We start from the raw sequence: 22315 nt of genomic DNA on the forward strand, positions 1-22315 counted from the left end.
AATGCTGACCACACCCACACCCACCACCAAAACCAACGCGGGCAACTTCTTTGAAGACTATTCCGTGGGCCAAATCCTGACCCACGCCGTGCCCCGCACGGTCAAGATGGGCGAACGCGCGCTCTATCACGCGCTCTACCCCGCGCGCCACGCGCTCTATTCATCCGACCAATTCGCCCAAGACTGCGGCCTGCCGTTCAGCCCGCTGGACGATATGATCGCCTTCCATGTGGTGTTTGGGAAATCCGTGCCGGATGTGTCCCTGAACGCTGTCGCCAATCTGGGCTATGCCCAAGGCCGCTGGCTGCTGCCCGTCTGGCCGGGCGACACCCTGCGCAGTCAGTCCGAAGTCATCGGCCTCAAACAGAACTCAAACGGCAAAACGGGCGTGGTCTATGTACGCACAACAGGCCTGAACCAGCATGACGAAGCGGTGATGGAATATGTCCGCTGGGTCATGGTGCGCAAACGCAACGCAAGCGCCCCCGCGCCCGAAACCACAGTCCCCGATCTGCCCGCCGCCATTAAGGCGGGCGATCTGGTGATCCCAAAGGGCCTCGATTTTACCAACTACAACTTCGATCTGGCCGGAGAACCACACCGCTGGGGCGACTACGACATCGGCGAGAAAATCGACCACGTCGACGGTGTGACCATCGAAGAAGCCGAACACATGATGGCCACCCGCCTGTGGCAGAACACAGCAAAAGTGCATTTTGACACCTCCGCCCGCCCCGATGGCTCCCGCCTGATTTATGGCGGCCACGTCATCTCCATGGCGCGCGCGCTGTCATTTAATGGTTTGGCGAACGCACAGATGGTTGTGGGCCTCAACGGCGGCGCGCACGCCAACCCCTGCCTTGCAGGCGATACAGTGCGCGCTTGGTCCGAAGTCCTCGATAAGGCCGAAACATCCGCCCCCGGTGTCGGTTCCATTCGTCTGCGCCTTGTAGCCACCAAAGGCGGCGCCCCCTTCGATCTGCGCGGCGAAGACGGTAAATACCTGCCTTCCGTACTTCTTGATCTCGACTATTGGGCGCTTATTCCCCTCTAGCCATCTGCGCCGCCCGAACATCGCATCGGGCGGCAACCTACCTGCATGATCCAGCCGCATCTTTGCCAAATGTGGCCGAAAAATCTCCAAAAGATTTAGCCAATTTGCGTAGTATTGTGCGCACTATTCGGCGATTCCCCCGCGATCCCATCGAAAACACGCAGTTTACCCCATTTTGTGATCACACTGTTTTGGCGTGTGATCACAAATGTCGCTTTACGCTGGATTTATCGTTCTTCCTACGAAATGCTGTTGAGGAATTGTTAGAGTTCTCGCGTATACCACGCGGGATTAGAACCAAACGGGACCGTCTCACATGAACATCCACGAATATCAGGCCAAAGCCCTTCTGCGCAGCTACGGCGCACCAGTTTCCGACGGGCGCGTTGTGCTCAAGGCGGAAGACGCCAAATCCGCAGCAGCCGAACTTGACGGCCCATTGTGGGTGGTCAAAGCGCAAATCCACGCTGGTGGTCGCGGCAAAGGTAAATTCAAGGAAGCAGACGCAGGCGAGGCAGGCGGCGTACGCCTGACGAAATCCGTGGCCGAAGCAGCCGAGGAAGCCAAGAAAATGCTGGGCCGCACGCTGGTCACACACCAGACAGGCCCCGTAGGCAAACAGGTCAACCGCATCTACATTGAGGACGGCTCGGGCATCGAAACCGAACTCTATCTCGCCCTGCTGGTCGACCGCGAAACATCCCGCGTCGGTTTTGTCTGCTCCACCGAGGGCGGCATGGACATCGAAGAAGTCGCCGCAAACACGCCAGAAAAAATCATCAACTTTTCCGTTGATCCCGCCACAGGCTTTCAGCCGTTTCATGGCCGCCGCATCGCATTCGCGCTGGGTCTGGAAGGCAAAGCAGTCAAGCAATGCGTTGCCCTGATGGGTCTGCTCTACAAAGCGTTTCTCGAGCGCGACATGGAGATGCTGGAGATCAACCCGCTGATCGTCACTGACACCGGCGATCTCAAAGTGCTGGACGCCAAAGTGTCCTTTGACGGCAATGCCATGTACCGTCAGGCCGAAGTATCCGAGCTGCGCGACACCACCGAAGAAGACGCGAAAGAGCTTGAGGCCTCCAAATACGATCTCAACTACATCGCCCTCGACGGCGAAATCGGCTGTATGGTTAACGGCGCGGGTCTTGCGATGGCCACAATGGACATCATCAAGCTCTACGGCGCAGAGCCTGCAAACTTCCTCGACGTTGGCGGCGGTGCGACCAAAGAGAAAGTGACCGAAGCCTTCAAGATCATCACCTCCGATCCGCAGGTCAAAGGCATCCTCGTCAACATCTTTGGCGGCATCATGCGCTGCGATGTGATCGCCGAGGGCGTTGTCGCTGCTGTAAAAGAGGTCGGCCTCAAAGTGCCGCTTGTTGTGCGTCTCGAAGGGACCAATGTTGCAGAGGGCAAAGCCATCATCAACAATTCAGGTCTCGACGTGATTGCTGCCGACGATCTCAAAGACGGCGCACAGAAAATCGTGAAAGCCGTTAAGGGTTAAACTGATGCATGCGCTTCGCTCCCTGACATGCAGCCTGGTTATCGCCGGGCTGCTTGCCGCTTGCTCGGAAACCGTCGCAACAGCTGACGGGGCCGCGCAAAACGCCAATGCATCTGCCGCAAATGCCTCTTCCGCGCGCGAGGTAGTTGCAAGCCAGAGCATCCCGATAAAGGCCCCATCGGCGCGGTATAAAGGCGCCATTGCAATCGGCGAGGTGACGGGTTTCGTCTCGCCGGGGGTTTTTCCGGGGCAGTTTTCACCCGTCACCGACGATGAAACGCGCAGGGCGCTGACAGGTTTGATGCGCGACACAGGGTACGGACCGGGCAACCGCTATATCCTCTCAGTACGGCTGGCCGAACCGGGAAACCCCACGGGCGCGACCACCATGACTGCTAACGCATTATTAGAATTCACTCTGCGCACAGCAGATGGGCGGACGATCAAAACCCAAACCCTCCGTTCGAAGTCTTCCGTGCCTTTTGGCGCTTCAATATCTGGCGCAGCTCGATCAAAGCTCGCCTTTGCCCTCAGCCTGCGAAACAGCGCTGCTAAATTTCTCAACGGGTTGGGTTAATCGCAATGCACCGTCCTCTCACAGCATCCCTCTGCCTAACTGCCTTTGTGGCGGCGGGCAGCGCTGTGGCAGCACAAAACGCAGATGCGGCTGGCAAAGCATTCGCCGATCATTGCTTTAGCCCCTATCTCACAGCCGCAACAGCGCAGGCCAATCTCGCCCCTTCTGGCGCGCGGTTTGACTTCTACGATCTGCGCCCGTTCTCCAGTGCAGCGCCTTCGCCGGTAACGGGGCGTGCCGCGACAGCAGGCACCGACCGCCGTTGCGAAGTAGCCTTTGACGGCTACGACCCCGCACTTGCGTTTAACTGGCTCGAAAAAGGTCTGATCGAGGAAGGGCTACTGAACAAAAAGGCACAAGTGCCCGATGGTTTCACGCCACAAGACGGCACGTCCTTCATTGCAGCAGCCCAGCTGAACCCCAACCGCATTGCCGTGGTACAAATCGGCGTGCGCGGTCCCGCAAACGCCCCCGAAACCTTTATGAGTGTCGAACGCCTGACGCCGTTGAACGAGGAGGGCAGCCAATGATCCGCACAGCCGTTACCGCAGCAGCTCTGACAGTGGCATTGGCACTGCCCGCCAGCGCGCAAAGCATTGACCGCACTGCCCTTGTCTTCCGCGACAACGGGATCATGGAAAAGGCTGTAGGCTTTTGCTATGACACCATCGCACGTCGCACCGCGCCAGACCGCGCGGCCAAGCGGGCGGGTTTCTCCCGCTCCACCGACCGCATGCTGAAATCCCGCTTTGACAGCCGCCGCAAGCGCGACAAATCCTTTGGTCACTACCGCGCCCATTGGGTCAATCGCGGCATGCCCGACGACCAGCAGGCGCGCATGGTCCCCGTTGATCCCTCGATCGACGTGAACACCAACAGCATCAAGTGCGAAATCACCATTATGGGGATCAATCCGCGCGACGAGGCCAAGCTGCTGCCAACGGCGCTTGCCTATCTCAAAGCCTTCGACAAAACGCTCGTCCTTGCGCGCCCGTTTTCCAAAATCGACAAATCGCAGTTCTCCACGGCCCGCACCTACTGGCACGGTGGCCTTTACTTCCAGTCCGACAAAATCTCGGGCGGCGTCTCCTACACAGGCACTGCCAAATCCAAACCCACCGGCACCTTCGAGATCGAACTCGTAAGCCGCACCCGATTAAACCAGAAATACGGCGGCTAGCCCCGCCCGCGCCTACGCGCTGAAAGACCGATTACATGTTCGACGCGACACTCTTCGCCAACAGCCACTCCCGCGCCCCGTCAGGGGCCGCTGGGCGTGCTGCCATGCAAGGGGTGCAGCGATGAGCGTACACATCGAGATGACCAACCTTGCCCGCGCCGAGGATCGCCGCATTCACATGCGCCCCGAGCTGGAGCGCGCAGGCCTTGATCTCACCTTCCATCCTGCGTTTGATTTCACCGAACATGACGAGGCCGATATCCTTGCCCGCTGCAAACGTGAGGGGCCATGGGGCACGTTCCACACCCCCAACATGGCCGCCACCATCAGTCACGCCCAAGCGTGGGAGCGGTTCCTCGCCACCAACGCCACACATTGTCTGGTGATGGAGGACGATATCTTCATCGCCCCCGAACTGGGCGCATGGCTGGCCGATCTTAGCTGGTGGCCCGATGATGCCGACATCATGAAGCTTGAGCGCTGGCGCTCCAAAAGCACCAAAATCCTGCTGGAAGAGCACGCGATCATGCATCGTGGCCGCAAGGTGCAGCGTTTGCTGTCGCGCCACATGGGGGCTGCGGGCTATATGCTCAGCCGCGATGCGGCCCGTAAACTGCTGGCGGCGCAGCCGTTTGACATGGTGATCGACCACATCCTGTTCAACATCAACGCCTCCCGCGCCACACGTGGCATGAACATCTACCAGATTTCCCCCGCCATGATCCTGCAAGGCAACGAGCCTGAGGGAAGCCCCTTTTATATGGGCGAACGCAAACGCCCCAAAGGCATGGCGCTGGTCCGGCAAAAGCTGAAGCGGCTATATTACGAGCTGGCCTATCCGGCCTCCACCTACATCAAATGGCTGACCCGTCAGGCCCGCCTGCGCACGGTCGCGTTTGCCAAAGATGCCCAAGCGGAGCATCAGACATGACCGCCCCCCTTAACCCGCGCCGCCGCAATGCCGCGCGCCCTCACACCCCAAGGTGCCCCGCATCTTTGTCACCCTACTCGATTTCCCAGAACTGGAGCTTTCCATGGCCGTACTAATTGATGAAAACACACGCGTAATCTGTCAGGGCCTCACCGGCTCACAAGGTACGTTCCACACCGAGCAGGCGATTGCTTATGGCACCAAGATGGTCGGCGGCGTGACACCGGGCAAAGGCGGCCAGAGCCACCTTGACCTGCCAGTGTTCAACTCCGTCCATGAGGCAAAGCACGTGACCGAGGCCAATGCCTCCGTGATCTACGTGCCGCCCCCCTTCGCCGCCGACAGTATTCTTGAGGCGATCGACGCCGAGATGGAGCTGATTGTCTGCATCACCGAAGGTATTCCTGTTCTGGACATGATGCGCGTTCAGCGCGCGCTGGATGGCTCCAAATCCCGCCTGATCGGCCCCAACTGCCCCGGTGTGATTACGCCCGATGCCTGCAAGATCGGCATCATGCCCGGCCACATCCACATGCGCGGCTCCTGCGGTGTTGTGTCCCGCTCCGGCACGCTGACCTATGAGGCGGTCAAGCAGACCACCGATCTGGGCCTCGGCCAGTCCTCCGCCGTAGGCATCGGCGGCGACCCCATCAAGGGAACCGAGCATATCGACGTGCTGGAAATGTTCCTTGCCGATCCCGAGACGACCTCGATCATCATGATCGGTGAAATCGGCGGCACCGCCGAAGAGGAAGCGGCACAGTTCCTCGCCGATGAGAAGAAAAAAGGCCGCTGGAAACCCACCGCCGGCTTCATCGCAGGCCGCACAGCCCCTCCCGGCCGCCGCATGGGCCACGCAGGCGCAATCGTTGCGGGCGGCAAAGGTGACGCGGAAAGCAAGATCAACGCGATGCGCGAAGCAGGTATTGTGGTTGCAGACAGCCCAGCGACATTGGGCGAAGCAGTCCAAGAAGCGATCAGCAAAGGTTAATGCAGCAAAAGAGGTTCATAAAAACTGAAGGCATCCCCATCGTACTCGTCTTGACGGATGGGGATGCCAAGCAAACCCGCTTGGCAGGAGGTAAGTGATGGGTGTTTCTTTTGTATACATCCTTGCCTTATTCGCATGCGCGCTTTTGGTTGCCCGGCATCCCAAGGCAATCCGCTTTCAAGCCGCTTTGACCCTATTGTTCTCACCTATCGTTCTCAGCACATTAATGGTTCTTGTTCTTCCAGCTTACTGGCAGGTCACGATTGGTCCCAATGAAGGTGTTAGCGATGACGGTAGGGGTTTCGGTACTGCTTTGGTTTTGCTGATGGCGGTTCCAACCACGCTTATTCTGAACCTAGTGCTCTACGCAGCGCGTTTAACTGATCCTGCCATTCCAAACGAGGTGCCCCAATGACCGACCATCCAGCCAACGACCAATTCCACGCCTCCTCCTTCATGCAAGGCCACAATGCCGAGTATCTGGAGCAGATGTATGCCCGCTATGCCAACGACCCCAACGCGGTGGACGAAAGCTGGCAGGCGTTTTTCAAAGCATTGGGCGATGATGGCCAAGCCGTCGAGGCCGAAGCCTCCGGCCCGTCATGGGCGCGCGCCGATTGGCCGCCGATGCCCCATGATGACCTGACCGCCGCCCTCACAGGGGAATGGCCCGTCGAGGCGAAGGCCGCGGGCACCAAAATCGCCGAAAAGGCACGCGCGCAAAACGTCGAAGTCACCGACGATCAAATCCAGCGCGCTGTGCTCGATTCCATCCGTGCGCTGATGATCATCCGCGCCTACCGCATCCGTGGTCACCTTGTGGCCGATCTTGATCCGCTGGGCATGCGTGACCAGACCCCCCACCCCGAGCTTGAGCCGAAATCCTACGGTTTTTCCGAGGCCGATCTGGACCGCCCGATTTTCATCGACAACGTGCTGGGCCTGCAAATCGCGACCATGCGCCAGATCACGGGCATTCTGAAGGCCACCTATTGCGGCACTTTCGCGCTGCAATACATGCACATCTCCAACCCCGAAGAGGCCGCGTGGCTCAAAGAGCGGATCGAGGGCTATGGCAAGGAAATCCAATTCACCAAACAGGGCCGCAAAGCGATCCTGAACAAGCTGGTCGAGGCCGAAGGCTTTGAGAAATTCCTGCACGTCAAATACATGGGCACCAAGCGTTTCGGCCTTGATGGCGGCGAGAGCCTGATCCCCGCGATGGAGCAGATCATCAAACGCGGCGGCAACCTCGGTGTGCGCGATATCGTGATCGGTATGCCCCACCGTGGTCGTTTGTCGGTGTTGGCAAACGTGATGCAAAAACCCTACCGCGCTATTTTCAACGAATTTCAAGGGGGCAGCTTCAAACCCGAGGAAGTCGACGGCTCGGGCGATGTGAAATACCACCTCGGCGCTTCCAGCGACCGCGAATTTGACGGCAATACCGTCCACCTGTCCCTGACGGCCAACCCCTCGCACCTAGAGGCGGTGAACCCCGTCGTTATCGGCAAGGTCCGTGCCAAGCAGGACCAGCTGGGCGACAAAGACCGCACCTCCGTCATGCCCATCCTGCTGCACGGCGATGCCGCATTTGCGGGCCAAGGCGTTGTGGCCGAATGTTTCGCATTGTCAGGCCTGCGCGGCCACCGCACGGGCGGCACCATGCATATCGTGGTCAACAACCAGATCGGCTTTACCACCGCGCCGCACTTCTCGCGCTCCTCTCCCTACCCCACCGACAATGCGCTGGTGGTCGAGGCACCGATTTTCCACGTCAACGGCGATGATCCGGAGGCTGTCGTGCACGCCGCACGCGTGGCGACCGAGTTCCGCCAGAAGTTCCACAAGGACGTGGTCATCGACATGATCTGCTACCGCCGCTTTGGCCACAATGAGGGGGACGAACCGATGTTCACAAACCCCGTCATGTACAAAAAGATCAAAAAGCAGAAAACCACGCTCACCCTTTATACCGACCGTCTGGTCAAGGACGGCTTGATCCCCGAGGGCGAGATCGAGGATATGAAGGCCCAGTTTCAGGCCCGCATGAATGACGAGTTCGAGGCAGGCAAGGAATACCGCCCCAACAAGGCCGACTGGCTGGATGGCAAATGGGCCAACCTCGAAAAATCCAAGGACAAGAAATACCAGCGCGGCAAAACTGCCGTAGCGCCTGAGACACTGGCCGAAGTGGGCAAAGCCGTCAGCACCATCCCCGATGGCTATCCCGTGCATAAAACCGTGGCCCGCCTGATGGAGGCCAAGGCCAATATGCTGGAAAAAGGCGAAGGGTTCGACTGGGCCACCGCCGAGGCGCTCGCCTTTGGCTCCCTTCTCACCGAAGGCTACAAAGTGCGCCTTGCAGGTCAGGACAGCACGCGCGGCACATTCAGCCAGCGCCACTCGGCCCTGATCAATCAGGAAACCGAAGATCGCTACTATCCGCTCAACAATATCCGCAAGGGTCAGGCCGAATACGAAGTCATCGACTCGATGCTGTCAGAATATGCGGTTCTGGGCTTTGAATACGGCTATTCGCTGGCCGAGCCAAACGCCCTCACCCTCTGGGAAGCACAATTCGGCGATTTCGCTAACGGCGCGCAGATCATGTTTGACCAGTTCATCTCGTCAGGCGAGAGCAAATGGTTGCGCATGTCAGGCCTCGTCTGCCTCATGCCACACGGCTATGAGGGCCAAGGCCCCGAACACTCCTCCGCGCGGCTAGAGCGTTTTCTGACCATGTGCGGCGGCGACAACTGGATTGTGGCGAACTGCACGACACCAGCCAACTACTTCCACATCCTGCGCCGCCAGTTGCACCGCAGCTACCGCAAACCGCTGATGTTGATGACCCCAAAATCCTTGCTGCGCCACAAACTCGCGGTCAGCAAAGCCGAAGAGTTCACAACCGGCAGTTCCTTCCACCGCGTGCTGTGGGACGATGCCCAACAAGGCAACTCCGACACCAAACTGGTGGCTGACGACAAGATCAAGCGCGTCGTCATGTGCTCGGGCAAGGTCTACTACGACCTGCTGGAGGAACGCGACGCACGCGGCATCGACGACATCTACCTGCTGCGGTTCGAGCAGTTCTACCCTTTCCCCGCCCAATCCGCGGTGAAAGAACTGGAGCGTTTCAAGAACGCCGAAATGGTCTGGTGTCAGGAAGAGCCCAAGAACCAAGGCGCTTGGTCTTTCATCGAACCCAACATCGAATGGGTCTTGGGCCGCATCAAAGCCACACACACCCGCCCGCAATACGCAGGCCGCGCCACCGCAGCATCGCCTGCAACGGGCCTCGCCTCACAACACAAAGCACAACAAGCAGCCCTCGTGAACGATGCGCTGACAGTCAAAGGATCCTGAGCCATGAGCAATGAAGTCCGCGTCCCGACCTTGGGCGAATCCGTAACCGAAGCCACCGTTGCCACATGGTTCAAAAAACCGGGTGATACCGTGGCGGTTGATGAAATGCTCTGCGAGCTGGAAACCGACAAAGTCACCGTCGAAGTGCCCAGCCCCGTTGCTGGCACCCTGTCCGAAATCGTCGCCGCCGAAGGCGAGACTGTCGGCGTTGACGCCCTGCTGGCCATGGTATCCGAAGGCGATTCAGGCTCGACAGCTGCGCCCAAAGCCAAAGAAGCCGCTGAAACCGACGGCGCTGCTGCCCAATCGCCAGCAGCAGCATCAGGTGCCTCCGTCGATGTTATGGTCCCCACTTTGGGCGAAAGCGTCACAGAGGCGACCGTCAGCACATGGTTCAAAAAAGTGGGCGATACAGTCGCCCAAGACGAAATGCTCTGCGAGCTTGAGACTGACAAAGTCTCTGTCGAAGTGCCCAGCCCCGCCGCTGGCACCCTGACCGAAATCGTCGCCGTCGAAGGCGATACCGTCGATGCCTCTGCGAAACTCGCTGTAATTTCGTCTGGTGAAGGTGCCGCAGCCAGCGCACCCGCGTCAGAGGCCGCTCCGGCGCCCGCCGCCGCGAAATCTTCTGGTGGCAAAGACGTCGAAGACGCCCCATCGGCCAAGAAAGCAATGGCCGAAGCAGGCGTCAGCCGCGATCAGGTGACAGGCACAGGCCGTGATGGCCGTGTGATGAAAGATGATGTGGCAAAAGCACTTGCCGCCGCAAAATCCGCACCTGCTCCTGCCGCAGCGGCCCCACGCGCGCCTTCCAGTGCCGATGATGCCTCCCGCGAAGAGCGCGTGAAAATGACCCGCCTGCGCCAGACCATCGCGCGCCGTCTCAAGGACAGCCAGAATACCGCAGCCATGCTCACCACCTATAACGAGGTCGACATGACCGAGGTGATGGCGCTGCGCAACGAATACAAAGACCTGTTCCTCAAGAAACATGGCGTGAAACTGGGCTTTATGTCCTTCTTCACCAAGGCCTGCGTACACGCTCTGAATGAAGTACCAGAGGTAAATGCCGAGATCGACGGAACCGATGTGGTCTACAAAAACTTCGTTCACATGGGCATCGCCGCAGGCACGCCCACGGGCCTCGTAGTGCCCGTCATCCGTGATGCCGATGCAATGTCTTTTGCAGCCATCGAAAAAGCAATCGCCGAAAAAGGCGCGCGCGCACGTGATGGCAAGCTGAGCATGGCCGAAATGCAGGGCGGCACCTTCACCATCTCCAACGGGGGTGTCTACGGCTCGCTCATGTCCTCGCCCATCCTGAACCCGCCACAGTCAGGCATCCTCGGCATGCACAAAATCCAGGACCGCCCAATGGCGATCAACGGCCAAGTCGTCATTCGCCCGATGATGTACCTCGCGCTGAGCTACGATCACCGCATCGTAGACGGCAAAGGCGCCGTAACCTTCCTCGTCCGCGTCAAAGAGGCGCTTGAGGATCCACGTCGTTTGTTGATGGACCTGTAAGTGTCAACAAGCCATGATCCCGCGCTCGCCGAAATGCTGTCAGCCATGCTGTCGGCGATGCCTTTCGCCCCCGCTTTGGGGGTGGAAGTGGTGAGCGCGGCCCATGGCACCGTCACACTAGAAGCCCCATTGACCCCTGCGTTCGAAGCACCACCGGGGCAATTCGCCGCCAGCTCTGTCCGGGCATTGGGCGATATGGCTGCGATGATGTCTGTCACTTCTGCTCTGCCCGCTGGAAATGCCATGTCGACTATGGATTTCACTGTGAAAATGCTGGGCACTGCCCGCGGAACGCGTCTGCGCGCTGTGGGCCACTGCCGCCAGACAGGCAAAACCACCTGCGTCGGATCCGCTGACATCTATATACAGGTGGAGGGCGAGTGGACTCCGTGCGGTACGTTACTGGCTACGGGCCGACGGATGTCTTTGGGGTAGCAATGGCGTTTCTCTCTCCCAAAACGCTCACCTGCCCTGCGTGCGGCCATACAGGCCCGCTCACTTGGGTCACGGGGCGGCCCCTGCAAGGCCCACAGGGAAGCGACACAGGATATGTTAAGGTGCAACGAAAAGGCGACTGGATGGTTGAGCAAACACAAGCCGAGACAATCATCACCTGCCCGTCCTGTCAGGCCGAGGCAACGCGCCGCAGCCGCACACCCTAAGGAGCGACCATGAACATGCAAATGATCTGCCACTTCAACGTCACCGATTTTGACAACTGGCAAACCGCCTTCACCGCCGATGACGAAGCCCGCCGCGATGCGGGTCTTGGTGTGCTGCAAATCTGGCGCGATGCAGATAGCACGACGCATGCCTTTGTGCTGCTCTCGGTCAATGACCGCCCCCGTGCAGAGCAGTGGATCACCCGTTCCAATGCACTCACCTCCGACGACAATTCCACCGTTACCCACGCCAGCCACTTCTTCATCCAGACCGCATGAAACAGCTTTCCGCCCTCGCATTTCTTCTCGCACCCCTGCCCCTCGCGGCGCAGGTCGAGGCATTTGTGGCGGGCCAGTACCTGACCCTGACCGCCCGCTATGACAGCGACAACGATCAATTTGTGTCTGAAACACCCCAAGCGAGGCAAGACATCTGCCTGCACGTCGATAAAGTCGCAGAAAACGGGATTCTTTTGACAGAGATCGTCACAAGATACCGCCCTTGGTTCAACGATACCGTCCGCGACAAACGCGGTGGATGGACTGAACGATGGTCCACTTCGGACGCCTACCGCGTCAATCATCCCCGCGCCAATGCCACCGATGGCTTGCTGGGAATTTTCACCGCCCATACATCCTGCCCCTGAGGATATCAGATGACACCCGAACTCACTGCCCTGACCCTCGCCGCACTGTTGCAATATGTGCAATTTGCGCTTTACGCCGTGCCCGCGAACCTTGAGCTGGGCACAGGCTATACCATGTCCGCACGCGACCGCGAACCATCCAGAACGATGTCGGATAAAACCGCGCGCCTTGGTCGCGCCATGTCCAACCACTTCGAAGGACTGATCCTGTTTGCCATCGCTGTGGGCGTCCTCCAGATGTCAGGCCAGAACACCGGCCTCACGGCCGTTTGCGCTTGGGTCTACCTGTTCTCCCGCATCGCCTATGTGCCAGCCTATGCATTGGGCTGGAATCCATGGCGCTCTTTCATCTGGTTCGCAGGCTTTGTCGCGACACTTATCATGCTCATCGCGGCGCTGCTGTGATCTGCGCTGCACCAACACATACACCATGACGGTGCACAGGGGGTGTACAGACGGTGTACGCCCCGCACCCCCCTATTTTATCCAAGGAGACTCTCATGTCCGACTATGACGTTATCATCATCGGTTCTGGCCCGGGCGGCTATGTCGCTGCAATCCGCTGCGCCCAACTGGGTCTGAAAACCGCCTGCGTCGAGGGGCGCGACACGCTGGGCGGCACCTGCCTCAACGTGGGCTGCATCCCGTCCAAGGCTTTGCTGCACGCCTCGCATATGCTGCATGAGGCCGAGCATAACTTTGCCGAGATGGGACTGAAGGGCAAAAGCCCCTCTGTCGACTGGCCACAGATGCAAAAGTACAAACAATCCACCATCGACACCAATACCAAAGGTATCGAATTCCTGTTCAAAAAGAACAAGGTCGACTGGATCAAAGGCTGGGCCACCATCCCCGAGGCGGGCAAGGTGCAGGTGGGCGACGACACCCACACCGCCAAGAACATCATCATCGCGTCAGGGTCCGAGCCTGCGCCGCTCAAAGGCGTCGAGGTGGATGAGAAAGTGGTCGTCACTTCCACCGGTGCGCTGACGCTGGGCAAGGTCCCGAAAAAGCTGGTCGTTATCGGCGCAGGCGTGATCGGGCTTGAGCTTGGGTCGGTCTATGCACGTCTCGGGTCCGAAGTGACCGTGGTCGAGTTTTTGGATCACATCACCCCGGGCATGGACGCCGAGATCAGCCGCCAGTTCCAGAAGATGCTGACGAAACAGGGGCTTACCTTTATCATGGGGGCCGCCGTGCAAAGCACCGAGGCCAGCAAATCAAAGGCCAAAGTCACCTATAAATTGCGCAGCGACGACAGCGAACATGTGCTGGATGCAGATGCCGTTCTGCTTGCCACGGGCCGCCGTCCTTACGTCGATGGCCTCGGCCTTGACGGGCTGGGCGTCCAGATGACGGAACGCGGCCAGATCGCAGTGAACGACCACTGGGAAACATCGGTCAAAGGCATCTATGCCCTCGGCGACGTGATCGAAGGCCCGATGCTGGCCCATAAGGCAGAAGACGAAGGTATGGCCGCCGCCGAGCATATCGCAGGCCAGCACGGCCACGTTAACTACTCCGTCATTCCTGGTGTGATATACACGCACCCCGAGGTCGCAAATGTGGGCGAGACCGAGGAAAGCCTGAAGGCCGCTGGGCGCGCGTATAAAGTGGGCAAGTTCAGCTTTATGGGCAACGCCCGCGCCAAGGCAAACTTCGCGGGCGATGGCTTTGTAAAGCTGCTGGCCGATAAGGAAACGGATCGTATTCTGGGCTGTCACATCATCGGCCCCGCAGCGGGCGATCTGATCCACGAAGTCTGCGTCGCGATGGAATTTGGTGCATCTGCCCAAGATCTCGCCATGACATGCCACGCGCATCCTACCTACTCCGAAGCGGTGCGCGAGGCGGCACTGGCCTGCGGCGACGGGGCTATTCACGCATAAGAGGTTGGATTAACCCTTTGTTAACCCGCGCGGCCTACCACATGGTTTTGGCCGCGCGCGGTGCCCACGCGGCATCATAGTCAGCGCCGCCCTCGGCCCCGCCAGATACCTCTGCGAGTATCTCGCCCATGCTCGGCAGGCCCTCGCTCTCATCGACGCCGGACCACGTTTTCGCCCGCATCAAGGCGCGTGCGCATTGGCTGTAAACCTCTGCAATTTCTATAATAATAACTGTCGCGGGCTGGCGTCCCCGCTTGTCGAACTGTGCGCGCAGGTCTGCATCATCTGTCAACCAAGCCGTGCCGTTCACGCGGATTACATTGTTCGAACCCGGCACTATAAACATACAGGATACCCGCCCGTCCTCGACAATATTACGCAGCGTATCCAGCCTCTGATTGCCCCGCCAATCAGGCAGGGCCAGCCGCTTCGCATCCAGCGGCATCACCACGGGGCCATCATCCCCGCGTGGGCTGCCATCGGTGCCCGCAGGCCCCACCGTGCTCAAAACACACAGGCGCGAGGCCATGATCCATTTGGCATAAAGCGGTGTCAGATGGTCCGCCACCTTGCGCAGGGATGCCGCTCCCGGTGTGCCATAGAGCGCCTCGAGCGCCGCAATATTCTCAATTCTTTTCATAGAGATGCGCCACCCCAGTCTCTTTCAACAGCGCGTCCGACGCCGCCTCGATCCGCTTCTCTAGTTCTGCAACAAAGGCATCACGCGACAGACCAGGGGCAATCGGCTCCAAAAAATCGACCACCGCCACACCGGGGCGCCGGTACAGTCCGCGACGGGGCCAAAAGACCCCCGCGTTCGTTGCAACCGGATAGCACGGTTGCTGTAGCTGTTCATACAGAACGGCGGTGCCGACCTTGTAGGGCATCTTCGTTCCGGGAGGCGACCGTGTGCCTTGTGGGTAGATCACCAATTGGCCCGGCTCCCGCTGGCCCGCCTCTACATCCGCCAGCATCTTGGTAATCGCGGCACCACGCTTGCCACGGTCTACGAATACCATCTGCATTTTGGTCGCGTACTGGCCCAGAATTGGGGACCAGCGCAATTGGTTTTTCATCACGAACTTGGCCGAGGGCAGCGCATGGTAGATCATTAGAATATCAAGAAAAGACTGATGCTTGGCTGGGACCAAAGCGGCCATATCCGGCGGTGTGCCACGCACTTCGCAACGCAAGTTAATCATCCAGCCTGCTGTCCAGATCACCCAGCCCGCATAGGCATGACAACCCGCATAGGCACCCCTTTTTGACACCATCGCCCATGGTGCCCACAGCAGCCCGATAACGGGCAGCATTACTGTGGCCTGAACGATAAAGATGATCGAACGCACCCACTGCAACAGGTTCATGAAAGTCCCTCCAATGTGCGCCGTGCGGCCAGACGCGTGGCAACAAATGCCACCCCAGCCGCCAGCGGCGGTATCAACAAAGGCACCAGCCAATGCGCACCCTGAAAACCCAGTCCTGTCAGAAAGCTGGCCGTCTCGTCGCCGCCCCGTGGCATGAAGGCCACCGCAATCATCCCCAAGACCATACCCCCCACAGCACCGATCAGCGCCCGCAGCGTAAAGCGGCGGATGAAGGCTTGGCCAATGTAGTCATCCGTTGCCCCCACCAGACGCAGCACAGCAATCACTTGGGCGTTAGCCGCGAGCGCCGCATTGGCGGCCAGCGTCACCATCGCGGCAGTTACAGCGGCAATCAGCGCAATAGACGTCCACCCCAGCAACCGCAGCCGCGCAGCGGCCTTGACCAAGGGCGCGCGCCAGCGACTGTGATCATCCAGCACAGCACCCGGCACCTCGGCGGCAAGCCGCAGACGCAATCCCGCAGCGTCCATGCCCTCGGATGTCTCGATCACTTCGATCAGGCGTGGCACGGGCAACGCGTCCAGCGCCAGATCGGCACCAAACCACGGGGCCAACAGATCAGCTTGCTCCGCGTCACTCAGCGCACGGGCCTGCGCCACGCCGCGTGTGGTCTGCAATATCCTCAGGGCCGCATCGGTCTGCGCCTGTTGTTGATCCGCAGGGGCCGCGATGCGGATGGTGGCCGAACGGGCCAGCTCTTCGCCCCACTGCTCGGCCAGTCGCCCTGCCGCCAATGATAAAGCCAGCGCAAACACCGCCAGAAACGCCATCGCTCCCGCTGCAAACAGCGTTAGCTGCGCGGTAAATCCAGATGGTGGCACAACGCGGTCCGCCTGCGCATCCGAATGAAGCGCGCGGCGCAATATCTCGCGCAGCGCCTTCACAGGTCCGCTCCCGCCAGCTGTATTCTGCGGTTGGCAATCCGCAACACGCGCGCTTGAACGTGGGCCTTTGTCGCGCGGATCAAGCTCAGGTCGTGGGTGGCAATCAGCACTGTTTTACCCATTTTGTTCAATTCGATCAGCAAGCGTAGCAGACGTTGGGACATGTCCCAATCGACGTTGCCAGTCGGCTCGTCGGCCAGCACAACATCAGGCGACATGATTACAGCACGGGCAAGTGCCGCGCGCTGCCGTTCCCCGCCCGATAGCTCGGCAGGCAGCGCATTGGCACGTTCAGTCAGGCCAACCCAATGGAGCAGGTCATTCAGGTCTTCGCCGCCCGCCTCGGCACTGCGGCCAGAGACGTGGAGCGGCAGGGCAATGTTCTCGGAAACAGGCAAGTGGTCCAGAAACTGGCAATCCTGATGCACGACCCCCACGCGTCGGCGCAACATGGCCACATCATCGCGGGTCAACGCGCGGACATCGGTGTCAAACAGACGCACATGCCCCGCCGTGGGGAGCAATGCGCCGTAGCACAGCTTCATCAAGGTGGTTTTACCAGATCCCGATGGCCCCGTCAGAAAATGGAACGAGCCGGGCGCAAGCCTGAGCGATATGTCCGACAACAGCTCGCCACCGCTATAGCTGTAGGCTACATTTTCAAGGTCAATCACGCAGCACCCTTTCCAGTTAGCCTGTTGTGCCTGAGCATCGCATGGGTTTCAATCCATCCGCAAAGACCAAACCTGCCAGATTGCACTTTTCGCGCCGCAGTATACCTCCTATGGTAGCGTTAATGAGTGGTTAACAGGTCAAAGACCGATGTTTCGGGGCGTTTCATGAGACTAATCTGTCCAAATTGCGATGCACAATACGAAGTGCCTGATGATGTCATGCCGACTGCAGGTCGCGATGTCCAATGTTCCAACTGCGGTCAGACATGGTTTCAGCACCATCCCGATCATACACCTGACACAGAAAACACGGCAGAAAGCACGCCTGCACCAGATGAGGAAGTGGCCCCGCCGCCGCCCCCGCCTGCCGCTCCGGTACAGCCCGAACGCAAGCAACTCGATCCTGCTGTGGCAGATATATTGCGCCAAGAGGCCGAGGCAGAGCAAGCAGCGCGCCGTGCTGTGCAGTCAAGCGGGCTGGAAAGCCAACCCGATCTTGGTATGGACCTTGAAGATACCCCGCCCGAGGATGAAGCCGAGCGCCGTGCAAGGCAGGCCCGTGACCGGATGGCCCGGCTGCGTGGTGCCGACACAGCCGAAGTCCAGGCCGCAGGAGGTTCTGGCGAAGTGGAAACAGCGGCAGCAGCCGCAGCCGCACTGGGATCACGCCGTGATCTGTTGCCAGACATCGAAGAAATAAACTCTACCTTGCGGTCAGGCAGCGCGCGTACGGGCGCAGGTGCCGCCGATATTGAACCCGAAATCGAAGCGCCCACACGCCAGCGAAAGCGGCGCGGGTTTCGCACGGGATTTATGACTGTCCTGCTCATTTTCATTGTGCTGGTCGTAATTTACGTTCTGGCACCGCGCTTGTCCGCTGCCGTTCCCGCGCTGGAAGGTCCACTACAGAGCTACGTCGCGCTGATTGACCAAGGCCGCGTTTGGCTGGACGGAAAAGTGCAGGGTATGTTGAAATCACTTGATTCAGCGGCCGAGGTGAGCGGCAGCTAATCCCCTTCAGTCCAATGATAATACACGCGGCGCGGCAACAAGCACCGCGCCTTTAGAACCTGTCCAACAAGCGGTTGAGGTAGTCGCGCTCAACCTCGGGGCGCGCCGCCTCGCCCGAGCGGCGGCGGATTTCATCCAGCAACTCGCGCGCACGCCCGTAGGCATCATCATTGAGATCGGCCTCGTTGTCGCTGCCTGTGGCACCATTGCTTCCCTGTTCGCGGCCCAAGGGATCACGGTTGTCGGCGCGGCGGTCACTTTCCTGACTGCCCTGACCGGGCTGCTGGTTGCGCTCTTCTTGCGCCATCGCTTCACCCAGCGACCGCATGCTATCGCGCAGGGCTTCCATGGCTTGGGACTGGTTGTCGATCGCTTCGGCCAGCTGGCCCTCCCGCAGGTTTTGCTCGGCGTCGTCCATAGCTTCGCCCGCGCGACCCAAAGCATCGCGCGCCGCGTCCCCCTCTGGCGTGCCTTGGCCGGGTATCCGGCCTTCTTGACGGCGTAACTCATCTCGCAGCTGCTGCTGCCTCTGGGCCAGATCCTGCGCTTGGCCTTGGCCTTGCCCATGCTGAGTATCACCCGGGCGCTGCTCTCCACCGCCGCCTTGTTCGCCACTTTGGGGGTTTTGCTCACCGTTGCCTTGGCCCTCATGGCTCTCACCGCGCCCCTGCCCGCCATTGCGGCCCTCGTTGCCTTGGTTTTCGCCAGCCTGTGCATTCGGGTTGAACTGCTCTTGCAGATCGCGGAACGCCTGATCGCTCAAGCCCTGTTGCTCGCGCAAGGTCTCGGCGAGGCCTTCCATTGCCTGCTCACCCGGAGATTGGCCGCCTTCGCCCTGCTGGCCCTGCGTGACCTGCATATTCTCCATCATTTCCTGCAATTCGCGTAAGGCCTGCTCGGCTTCGGCCATCCGGCCCTGCTCCATCAGCTCTTGAATACGGTCCATCATGCGCTGCAGATCGTCCTGCGTCATCTGCATGCTTTCGCCTTGTTGTTGCTGCTGGCCTTCTCGCTGACCATCTTGCCGCTCAGCCTGCTCGCGCTGCAGCTGCTGCATGAATTCCTCGGTGGCGCGGCGCAATTCCTGTATCAACTCGGCGATTTCCTCGTCCGAAGCACCGTTCTTCATCGCTTCGTTCAACCGTTCCTGTGCACGGCGCATACGTTCCCGCGCGTCCTCCAGATCGCCCTCTTCCAGCTCCAGTGCCAAATCCCACAAATCCTGCGCAAGGGCATCGCGGTTTTCTTCACCCAGACCAAAGCGGGCATATGTCTCCATTCGCCCGATCAATTTACGCAACCGCAGGGCTGTCGTTTCCGAGCGGAACGCATCTTGTGGCAAATGGCTGACTGCGCGCAGCACCTGTGCCGTACGTTTGGTGTTTTCACGGCTCCACAAAATGTCACGGCGCATTTCAATCACGGCTGCCGCGGTTGGATCAAAAAAGCGTCGACCCGGTAAAACCATCTGCATCGGGGCCGTTTGTGCCTGTTGCTCTGCGGCATCAAGCGCAGTCATCGCTATGGTGACAGGCAGGTTCGCCCAAGGGTGCTGGGAGAAGTCATCGACAAGATTTTCTTCAAACGCGGCACGGTCCCCCGCGATGGGCATCGGCAGAGGCAGGGTAATCTCGGGGCGCGCATCGGGTGCGACCACCAGACCATACCGGCGCTCAACCGATGCAAGGTCAAGCATGATCCGCGCTTCGCCCGCCTCGACACCGTAGTCATCCTTGGCCGCAAAGGGCAGGCGCATCTCGCCCATCGCAGAAACCTCGGGGGCACCCAGTATGACAACTTCGGGGGCCGCATCGGCCCGCATGGTCACATCCCATGTCCGCCCGCCCGGTCCCTCAACGGCAATGCTACCGCTCTGGTTCACTTTGAAATCAAAGGCCATTTGCGGCGGTGTTGCAGCATCGGTATCGCGCTCGGCAGCTATGGCCGTTCCCGATACGCTCTCATTTACCCCCAACGCGCCCACCTCACCATAAAGGCGCATGGTGATCAGTGTGCCAACAGGTAACTCCAGCGGCCCTTCGGCCAAATCGTTGAGATAGAGTGTCGGCTTTCCAGTATAACGCGGCGGTTCTGCCCAACCTTCCCAGACAGGACCGGCAGCAAGGGTGCTTGCGCCGCCGCCTGCCATCTGCGCCACTGTTCCAACCCGCCAGACAGAGCCAAACAAAAGAGCAACCGCAAAGGCCAGCACAGCCACAAACCGCAAAGCATACGGATCGCGCGATGCAACCCGTAGATCAGCAGGCACAGCCTGGGCCGCCGCCGCACGCTCGGCCATGCGCCGTTTGTGCGCCCGCCAGACCGCAGCCGAAGCATCGTCGCCGCCGCCGATCGCCTGATCATCCAAAAGCGCCGTCAAAGGACGCCCTGCAAGGCTGCCGTCGAGGCGCATCATGGCATCTGCCTGACTGGGCCACGACCATCGCCGCACGGCATAACCAATTGCCCAAAGTCCTGCCGCGACGGCCAGTCCGACTGCCGCCCAGATACCTTCAATCGCTGCCACTTCGTGCAGGCCCAACATCGCTGCCGCCAGCGCCAGCAACACGACCGTCAGCAGAGGCCATAGGCTGCGCACGGCAACTTCGGCAACCATACCCATACGCGTCAGCCACAAGGGCCTGCGCAGTCCGTCCAGCGTGCGCTTTAGATCATTCGGGGTGAACTGAACCATGGCGACCTCTTGTCAGGCGGGCCTCAAGATGCGGGATGCGTCTCTAGCCACTCAGGGATGGTATCGCGATTTATCATTTCGTCAAAGGTCGGACGTGGGCGGATAACCGCAAATTGATCCCCATGCACCAACACTTCGGGGATAAGTGCCCGCGAATTATACTCGCTCGACATAACTGCACCGTATGCGCCCGCACTGCGAAAGGCCACCAGATCGCCAGCAGCCAGCGGCACCATGTCGCGCTGCTTGGCAAAGGTATCACCGGATTCGCAGACGGGACCGACAATGTCATACGGCTGCTTCTCGGTGCCGGGTGCCGCCTCGATCACTGGAATAATGTCGTGATAGGCCTCGTACATCGCGGGACGGATCAGATCGTTCATCGCCCCGTCTAGGATCAGAAAATCGCGGCCCTCGCCGGATTTCACGTAAATCACCTTGCTTACCATCAGCCCTGCGTTTCCTGCAATCAGACGACCAGGCTCAATCTCGATTTCACAACCCAGATGGCCCAATGTACGCTGCACCATCGCACCGTAATCGGCAGGCAGCGGCGGCGCCTCGTTGCTGGTCGCATAAGGAATACCCAGACCGCCACCCAGATCAAGCCGCGTGATTCTGTGCCCGTCGCTGCGCAACTGCTCGGTCAGCTCGGCGACTTTCAGATAGGCCTGCTCGAACGGTGCAAGGTCTGTCAGCTGTGAGCCGATGTGCACGTCTATTCCGATCACGTCCAGACCAGGCATCGCAGCGGCCATCGCATAGACTTCGCGTGCACGCGAAATCGGAATGCCGAACTTGTTCTCTGACTTGCCCGTGGCGATCTTCGCATGGGTCTTGGCATCCACATCTGGATTCACCCGCACTGTGATAGGCGCTATTTTACCCAGTTCCACAGCTACAGCGTTGAGCACTTCCATCTCAGGTTCGCTCTCGACGTTGAATTGCCGGATCCCCCCCTCAAGTGCTACGCGAATTTCTTCTTCGGTCTTGCCCACGCCCGAAAATACAATCCTGTCGCCAGGTACGCCAGCAGCCTTGGCGCGCAAATATTCGCCTTGACTGACCACGTCCATCCCTGCGCCCGCTTGCGCAAGCGTACGCAGAACGGCCTGATTGGAATTGGCCTTCATTGCATAGCACACCAGATGGTCCATACCTTTCAACGCCTCATCAAAGGCATTGAAGTGTCGCAGCAAAGTGGCTGTCGAATAGACATAGAACGGTGTGCCAACCGCGGCCGCAATCTCGGCCACAGGCACATCTTCGGCAAACAATGCGCCATCGCGGTACAGGAAGTGGTCCATTTTCTTTATTTTTCCCTTA

23 protein-coding genes are annotated in these 22315 nt (G+C 59.6%); 17 read left to right on the plus strand and 6 right to left on the minus strand.

All coding sequences use genetic code 11. From position 1 onward, the window contains the following. Position 1: 1 nt before the first annotated feature. The 16 genes from Q0903_RS11905 to lpdA all read left to right on the plus strand — a co-directional run bounded on the left by Q0903_RS11905 (position 2) and on the right by lpdA (position 14337). The gene (locus tag Q0903_RS11905) at positions 2 to 1054 is read left to right on the plus strand and encodes a MaoC family dehydratase (protein WP_299415509.1); all 1053 of its coding nucleotides are present in this window, start codon (positions 2 to 4) and stop codon (positions 1052 to 1054) included. Positions 1055 to 1370: 316 nt separating this feature from the next. Continuing rightward, positions 1371 to 2564, plus strand: coding sequence for an ADP-forming succinate--CoA ligase subunit beta (gene sucC, locus Q0903_RS11910; RefSeq protein WP_299028363.1), 1194 nt, complete (start codon positions 1371 to 1373; stop codon positions 2562 to 2564). 4 nt (positions 2565 to 2568) lie between these two features. Next, entirely contained in the window at positions 2569 to 3141 is a 573-nt protein-coding gene (locus Q0903_RS11915) for a hypothetical protein (protein ID WP_299415512.1), read from the plus strand. Positions 3142 to 3146: 5 nt separating this feature from the next. Next, complete coding sequence (locus Q0903_RS11920; protein WP_299415515.1) at positions 3147 to 3671, plus strand: succinyl-CoA synthetase subunit beta; 525 nt, start codon at positions 3147 to 3149, stop codon at positions 3669 to 3671. After that, positions 3668 to 4321 carry a hypothetical protein gene (locus Q0903_RS11925; RefSeq protein ID WP_299415517.1) on the plus strand — a complete coding sequence of 218 codons (654 nt, stop codon included), beginning with the start codon at positions 3668 to 3670 and terminating at the stop codon, positions 4319 to 4321. The genes Q0903_RS11920 and Q0903_RS11925 overlap by 4 nt, the downstream gene beginning before the upstream one ends. Before the next feature lie 121 nt (positions 4322 to 4442). Further along, entirely contained in the window at positions 4443 to 5252 is an 810-nt protein-coding gene (locus tag Q0903_RS11930) for a glycosyltransferase family 25 protein (RefSeq protein WP_299415520.1), read from the plus strand. Positions 5253 to 5355: 103 nt separating this feature from the next. Further along, positions 5356 to 6243 (plus strand): succinate--CoA ligase subunit alpha, encoded by an 888-nt coding sequence (gene sucD, locus Q0903_RS11935; protein ID WP_299415523.1) that lies wholly within the window; start codon positions 5356 to 5358, stop codon positions 6241 to 6243. Positions 6244 to 6340: 97 nt separating this feature from the next. Further along, positions 6341 to 6658, plus strand: a complete 318-nt coding sequence (locus Q0903_RS11940; protein ID WP_299415526.1) for a hypothetical protein — start codon at positions 6341 to 6343, stop codon at positions 6656 to 6658. Then, positions 6655 to 9612 carry a 2-oxoglutarate dehydrogenase E1 component gene (locus Q0903_RS11945; protein ID WP_299415528.1) on the plus strand — a complete coding sequence of 986 codons (2958 nt, stop codon included), beginning with the start codon at positions 6655 to 6657 and terminating at the stop codon, positions 9610 to 9612. Before Q0903_RS11940 ends, Q0903_RS11945 begins: the two co-directional genes overlap by 4 nt. Positions 9613 to 9615: 3 nt before the next feature. Next, positions 9616 to 11139 carry a 2-oxoglutarate dehydrogenase complex dihydrolipoyllysine-residue succinyltransferase gene (odhB, locus tag Q0903_RS11950; RefSeq protein WP_299415531.1) on the plus strand — a complete coding sequence of 508 codons (1524 nt, stop codon included), beginning with the start codon at positions 9616 to 9618 and terminating at the stop codon, positions 11137 to 11139. After that, entirely contained in the window at positions 11140 to 11574 is a 435-nt protein-coding gene (locus tag Q0903_RS11955) for a PaaI family thioesterase (RefSeq protein ID WP_299415534.1), read from the plus strand. It begins immediately after the preceding gene. A gap of 2 nt (positions 11575 to 11576) precedes the next feature. Next, positions 11577 to 11801, plus strand: coding sequence for a hypothetical protein (locus Q0903_RS11960; protein WP_299028336.1), 225 nt, complete (start codon positions 11577 to 11579; stop codon positions 11799 to 11801). A 9-nt stretch (positions 11802 to 11810) separates the two neighbouring features. Next, complete coding sequence (locus tag Q0903_RS11965) at positions 11811 to 12080, plus strand: hypothetical protein (RefSeq protein WP_299028333.1); 270 nt, start codon at positions 11811 to 11813, stop codon at positions 12078 to 12080. Further along, the gene (locus tag Q0903_RS11970; RefSeq protein WP_299415537.1) at positions 12077 to 12448 is read left to right on the plus strand and encodes a hypothetical protein; all 372 of its coding nucleotides are present in this window, start codon (positions 12077 to 12079) and stop codon (positions 12446 to 12448) included. The genes Q0903_RS11965 and Q0903_RS11970 overlap by 4 nt, the downstream gene beginning before the upstream one ends. Before the next feature lie 9 nt (positions 12449 to 12457). Next, positions 12458 to 12853: an MAPEG family protein gene (locus tag Q0903_RS11975; RefSeq protein ID WP_299028327.1), complete on the plus strand. Its 396-nt coding sequence runs from the start codon at positions 12458 to 12460 to the stop codon at positions 12851 to 12853. 95 nt (positions 12854 to 12948) lie between these two features. Further along, positions 12949 to 14337, plus strand: a complete 1389-nt coding sequence (gene lpdA, locus Q0903_RS11980) for a dihydrolipoyl dehydrogenase (RefSeq protein ID WP_299028324.1) — start codon at positions 12949 to 12951, stop codon at positions 14335 to 14337. Positions 14338 to 14371: 34 nt separating this feature from the next. On the opposite strand, the gene Q0903_RS11985 is transcribed toward lpdA, so the two are convergent. The 4 genes from Q0903_RS11985 to Q0903_RS12000 are packed head-to-tail and all read right to left on the minus strand — an operon-like array spanning position 14372 to position 17283. Further along, positions 14372 to 14977 (minus strand): pyridoxamine 5'-phosphate oxidase family protein, encoded by a 606-nt coding sequence (locus Q0903_RS11985; protein WP_299415541.1) that lies wholly within the window; start codon positions 14975 to 14977, stop codon positions 14372 to 14374. Then, on the minus strand, positions 14964 to 15704 hold the full coding sequence (locus tag Q0903_RS11990) for a lysophospholipid acyltransferase family protein (protein WP_299415544.1): 741 nt from the start codon (positions 15702 to 15704) through the stop codon (positions 14964 to 14966). Before Q0903_RS11990 ends, Q0903_RS11985 begins: the two co-directional genes overlap by 14 nt. After that, complete coding sequence (locus Q0903_RS11995; RefSeq protein ID WP_299415547.1) at positions 15701 to 16609, minus strand: FtsX-like permease family protein; 909 nt, start codon at positions 16607 to 16609, stop codon at positions 15701 to 15703. Before Q0903_RS11995 ends, Q0903_RS11990 begins: the two co-directional genes overlap by 4 nt. Then, positions 16606 to 17283: an ATP-binding cassette domain-containing protein gene (locus Q0903_RS12000; protein WP_299028314.1), complete on the minus strand. Its 678-nt coding sequence runs from the start codon at positions 17281 to 17283 to the stop codon at positions 16606 to 16608. Before Q0903_RS12000 ends, Q0903_RS11995 begins: the two co-directional genes overlap by 4 nt. A 165-nt stretch (positions 17284 to 17448) precedes the next feature. Here Q0903_RS12000 and Q0903_RS12005 point away from each other — a divergent pair, with 165 nt between their 5' ends. Beyond that, positions 17449 to 18294 (plus strand): zinc-ribbon domain-containing protein, encoded by an 846-nt coding sequence (locus Q0903_RS12005; RefSeq protein WP_299415551.1) that lies wholly within the window; start codon positions 17449 to 17451, stop codon positions 18292 to 18294. 52 nt (positions 18295 to 18346) lie between these two features. Here Q0903_RS12005 and Q0903_RS12010 read toward each other — a convergent pair whose 3' ends face one another. Both Q0903_RS12010 and lysA read right to left on the minus strand, forming a co-directional pair. Then, positions 18347 to 20989: a TIGR02302 family protein gene (locus tag Q0903_RS12010; RefSeq protein WP_299415554.1), complete on the minus strand. Its 2643-nt coding sequence runs from the start codon at positions 20987 to 20989 to the stop codon at positions 18347 to 18349. A 23-nt stretch (positions 20990 to 21012) separates the two neighbouring features. Further along, on the minus strand, positions 21013 to 22296 hold the full coding sequence (gene lysA / locus Q0903_RS12015) for a diaminopimelate decarboxylase (RefSeq protein WP_299028305.1): 1284 nt from the start codon (positions 22294 to 22296) through the stop codon (positions 21013 to 21015). Positions 22297 to 22315 lie beyond the last annotated feature (19 nt).

The organism is uncultured Sulfitobacter sp., assembly GCF_947502895.1.
Lineage (GTDB): Bacteria > Pseudomonadota > Alphaproteobacteria > Rhodobacterales > Rhodobacteraceae > Sulfitobacter.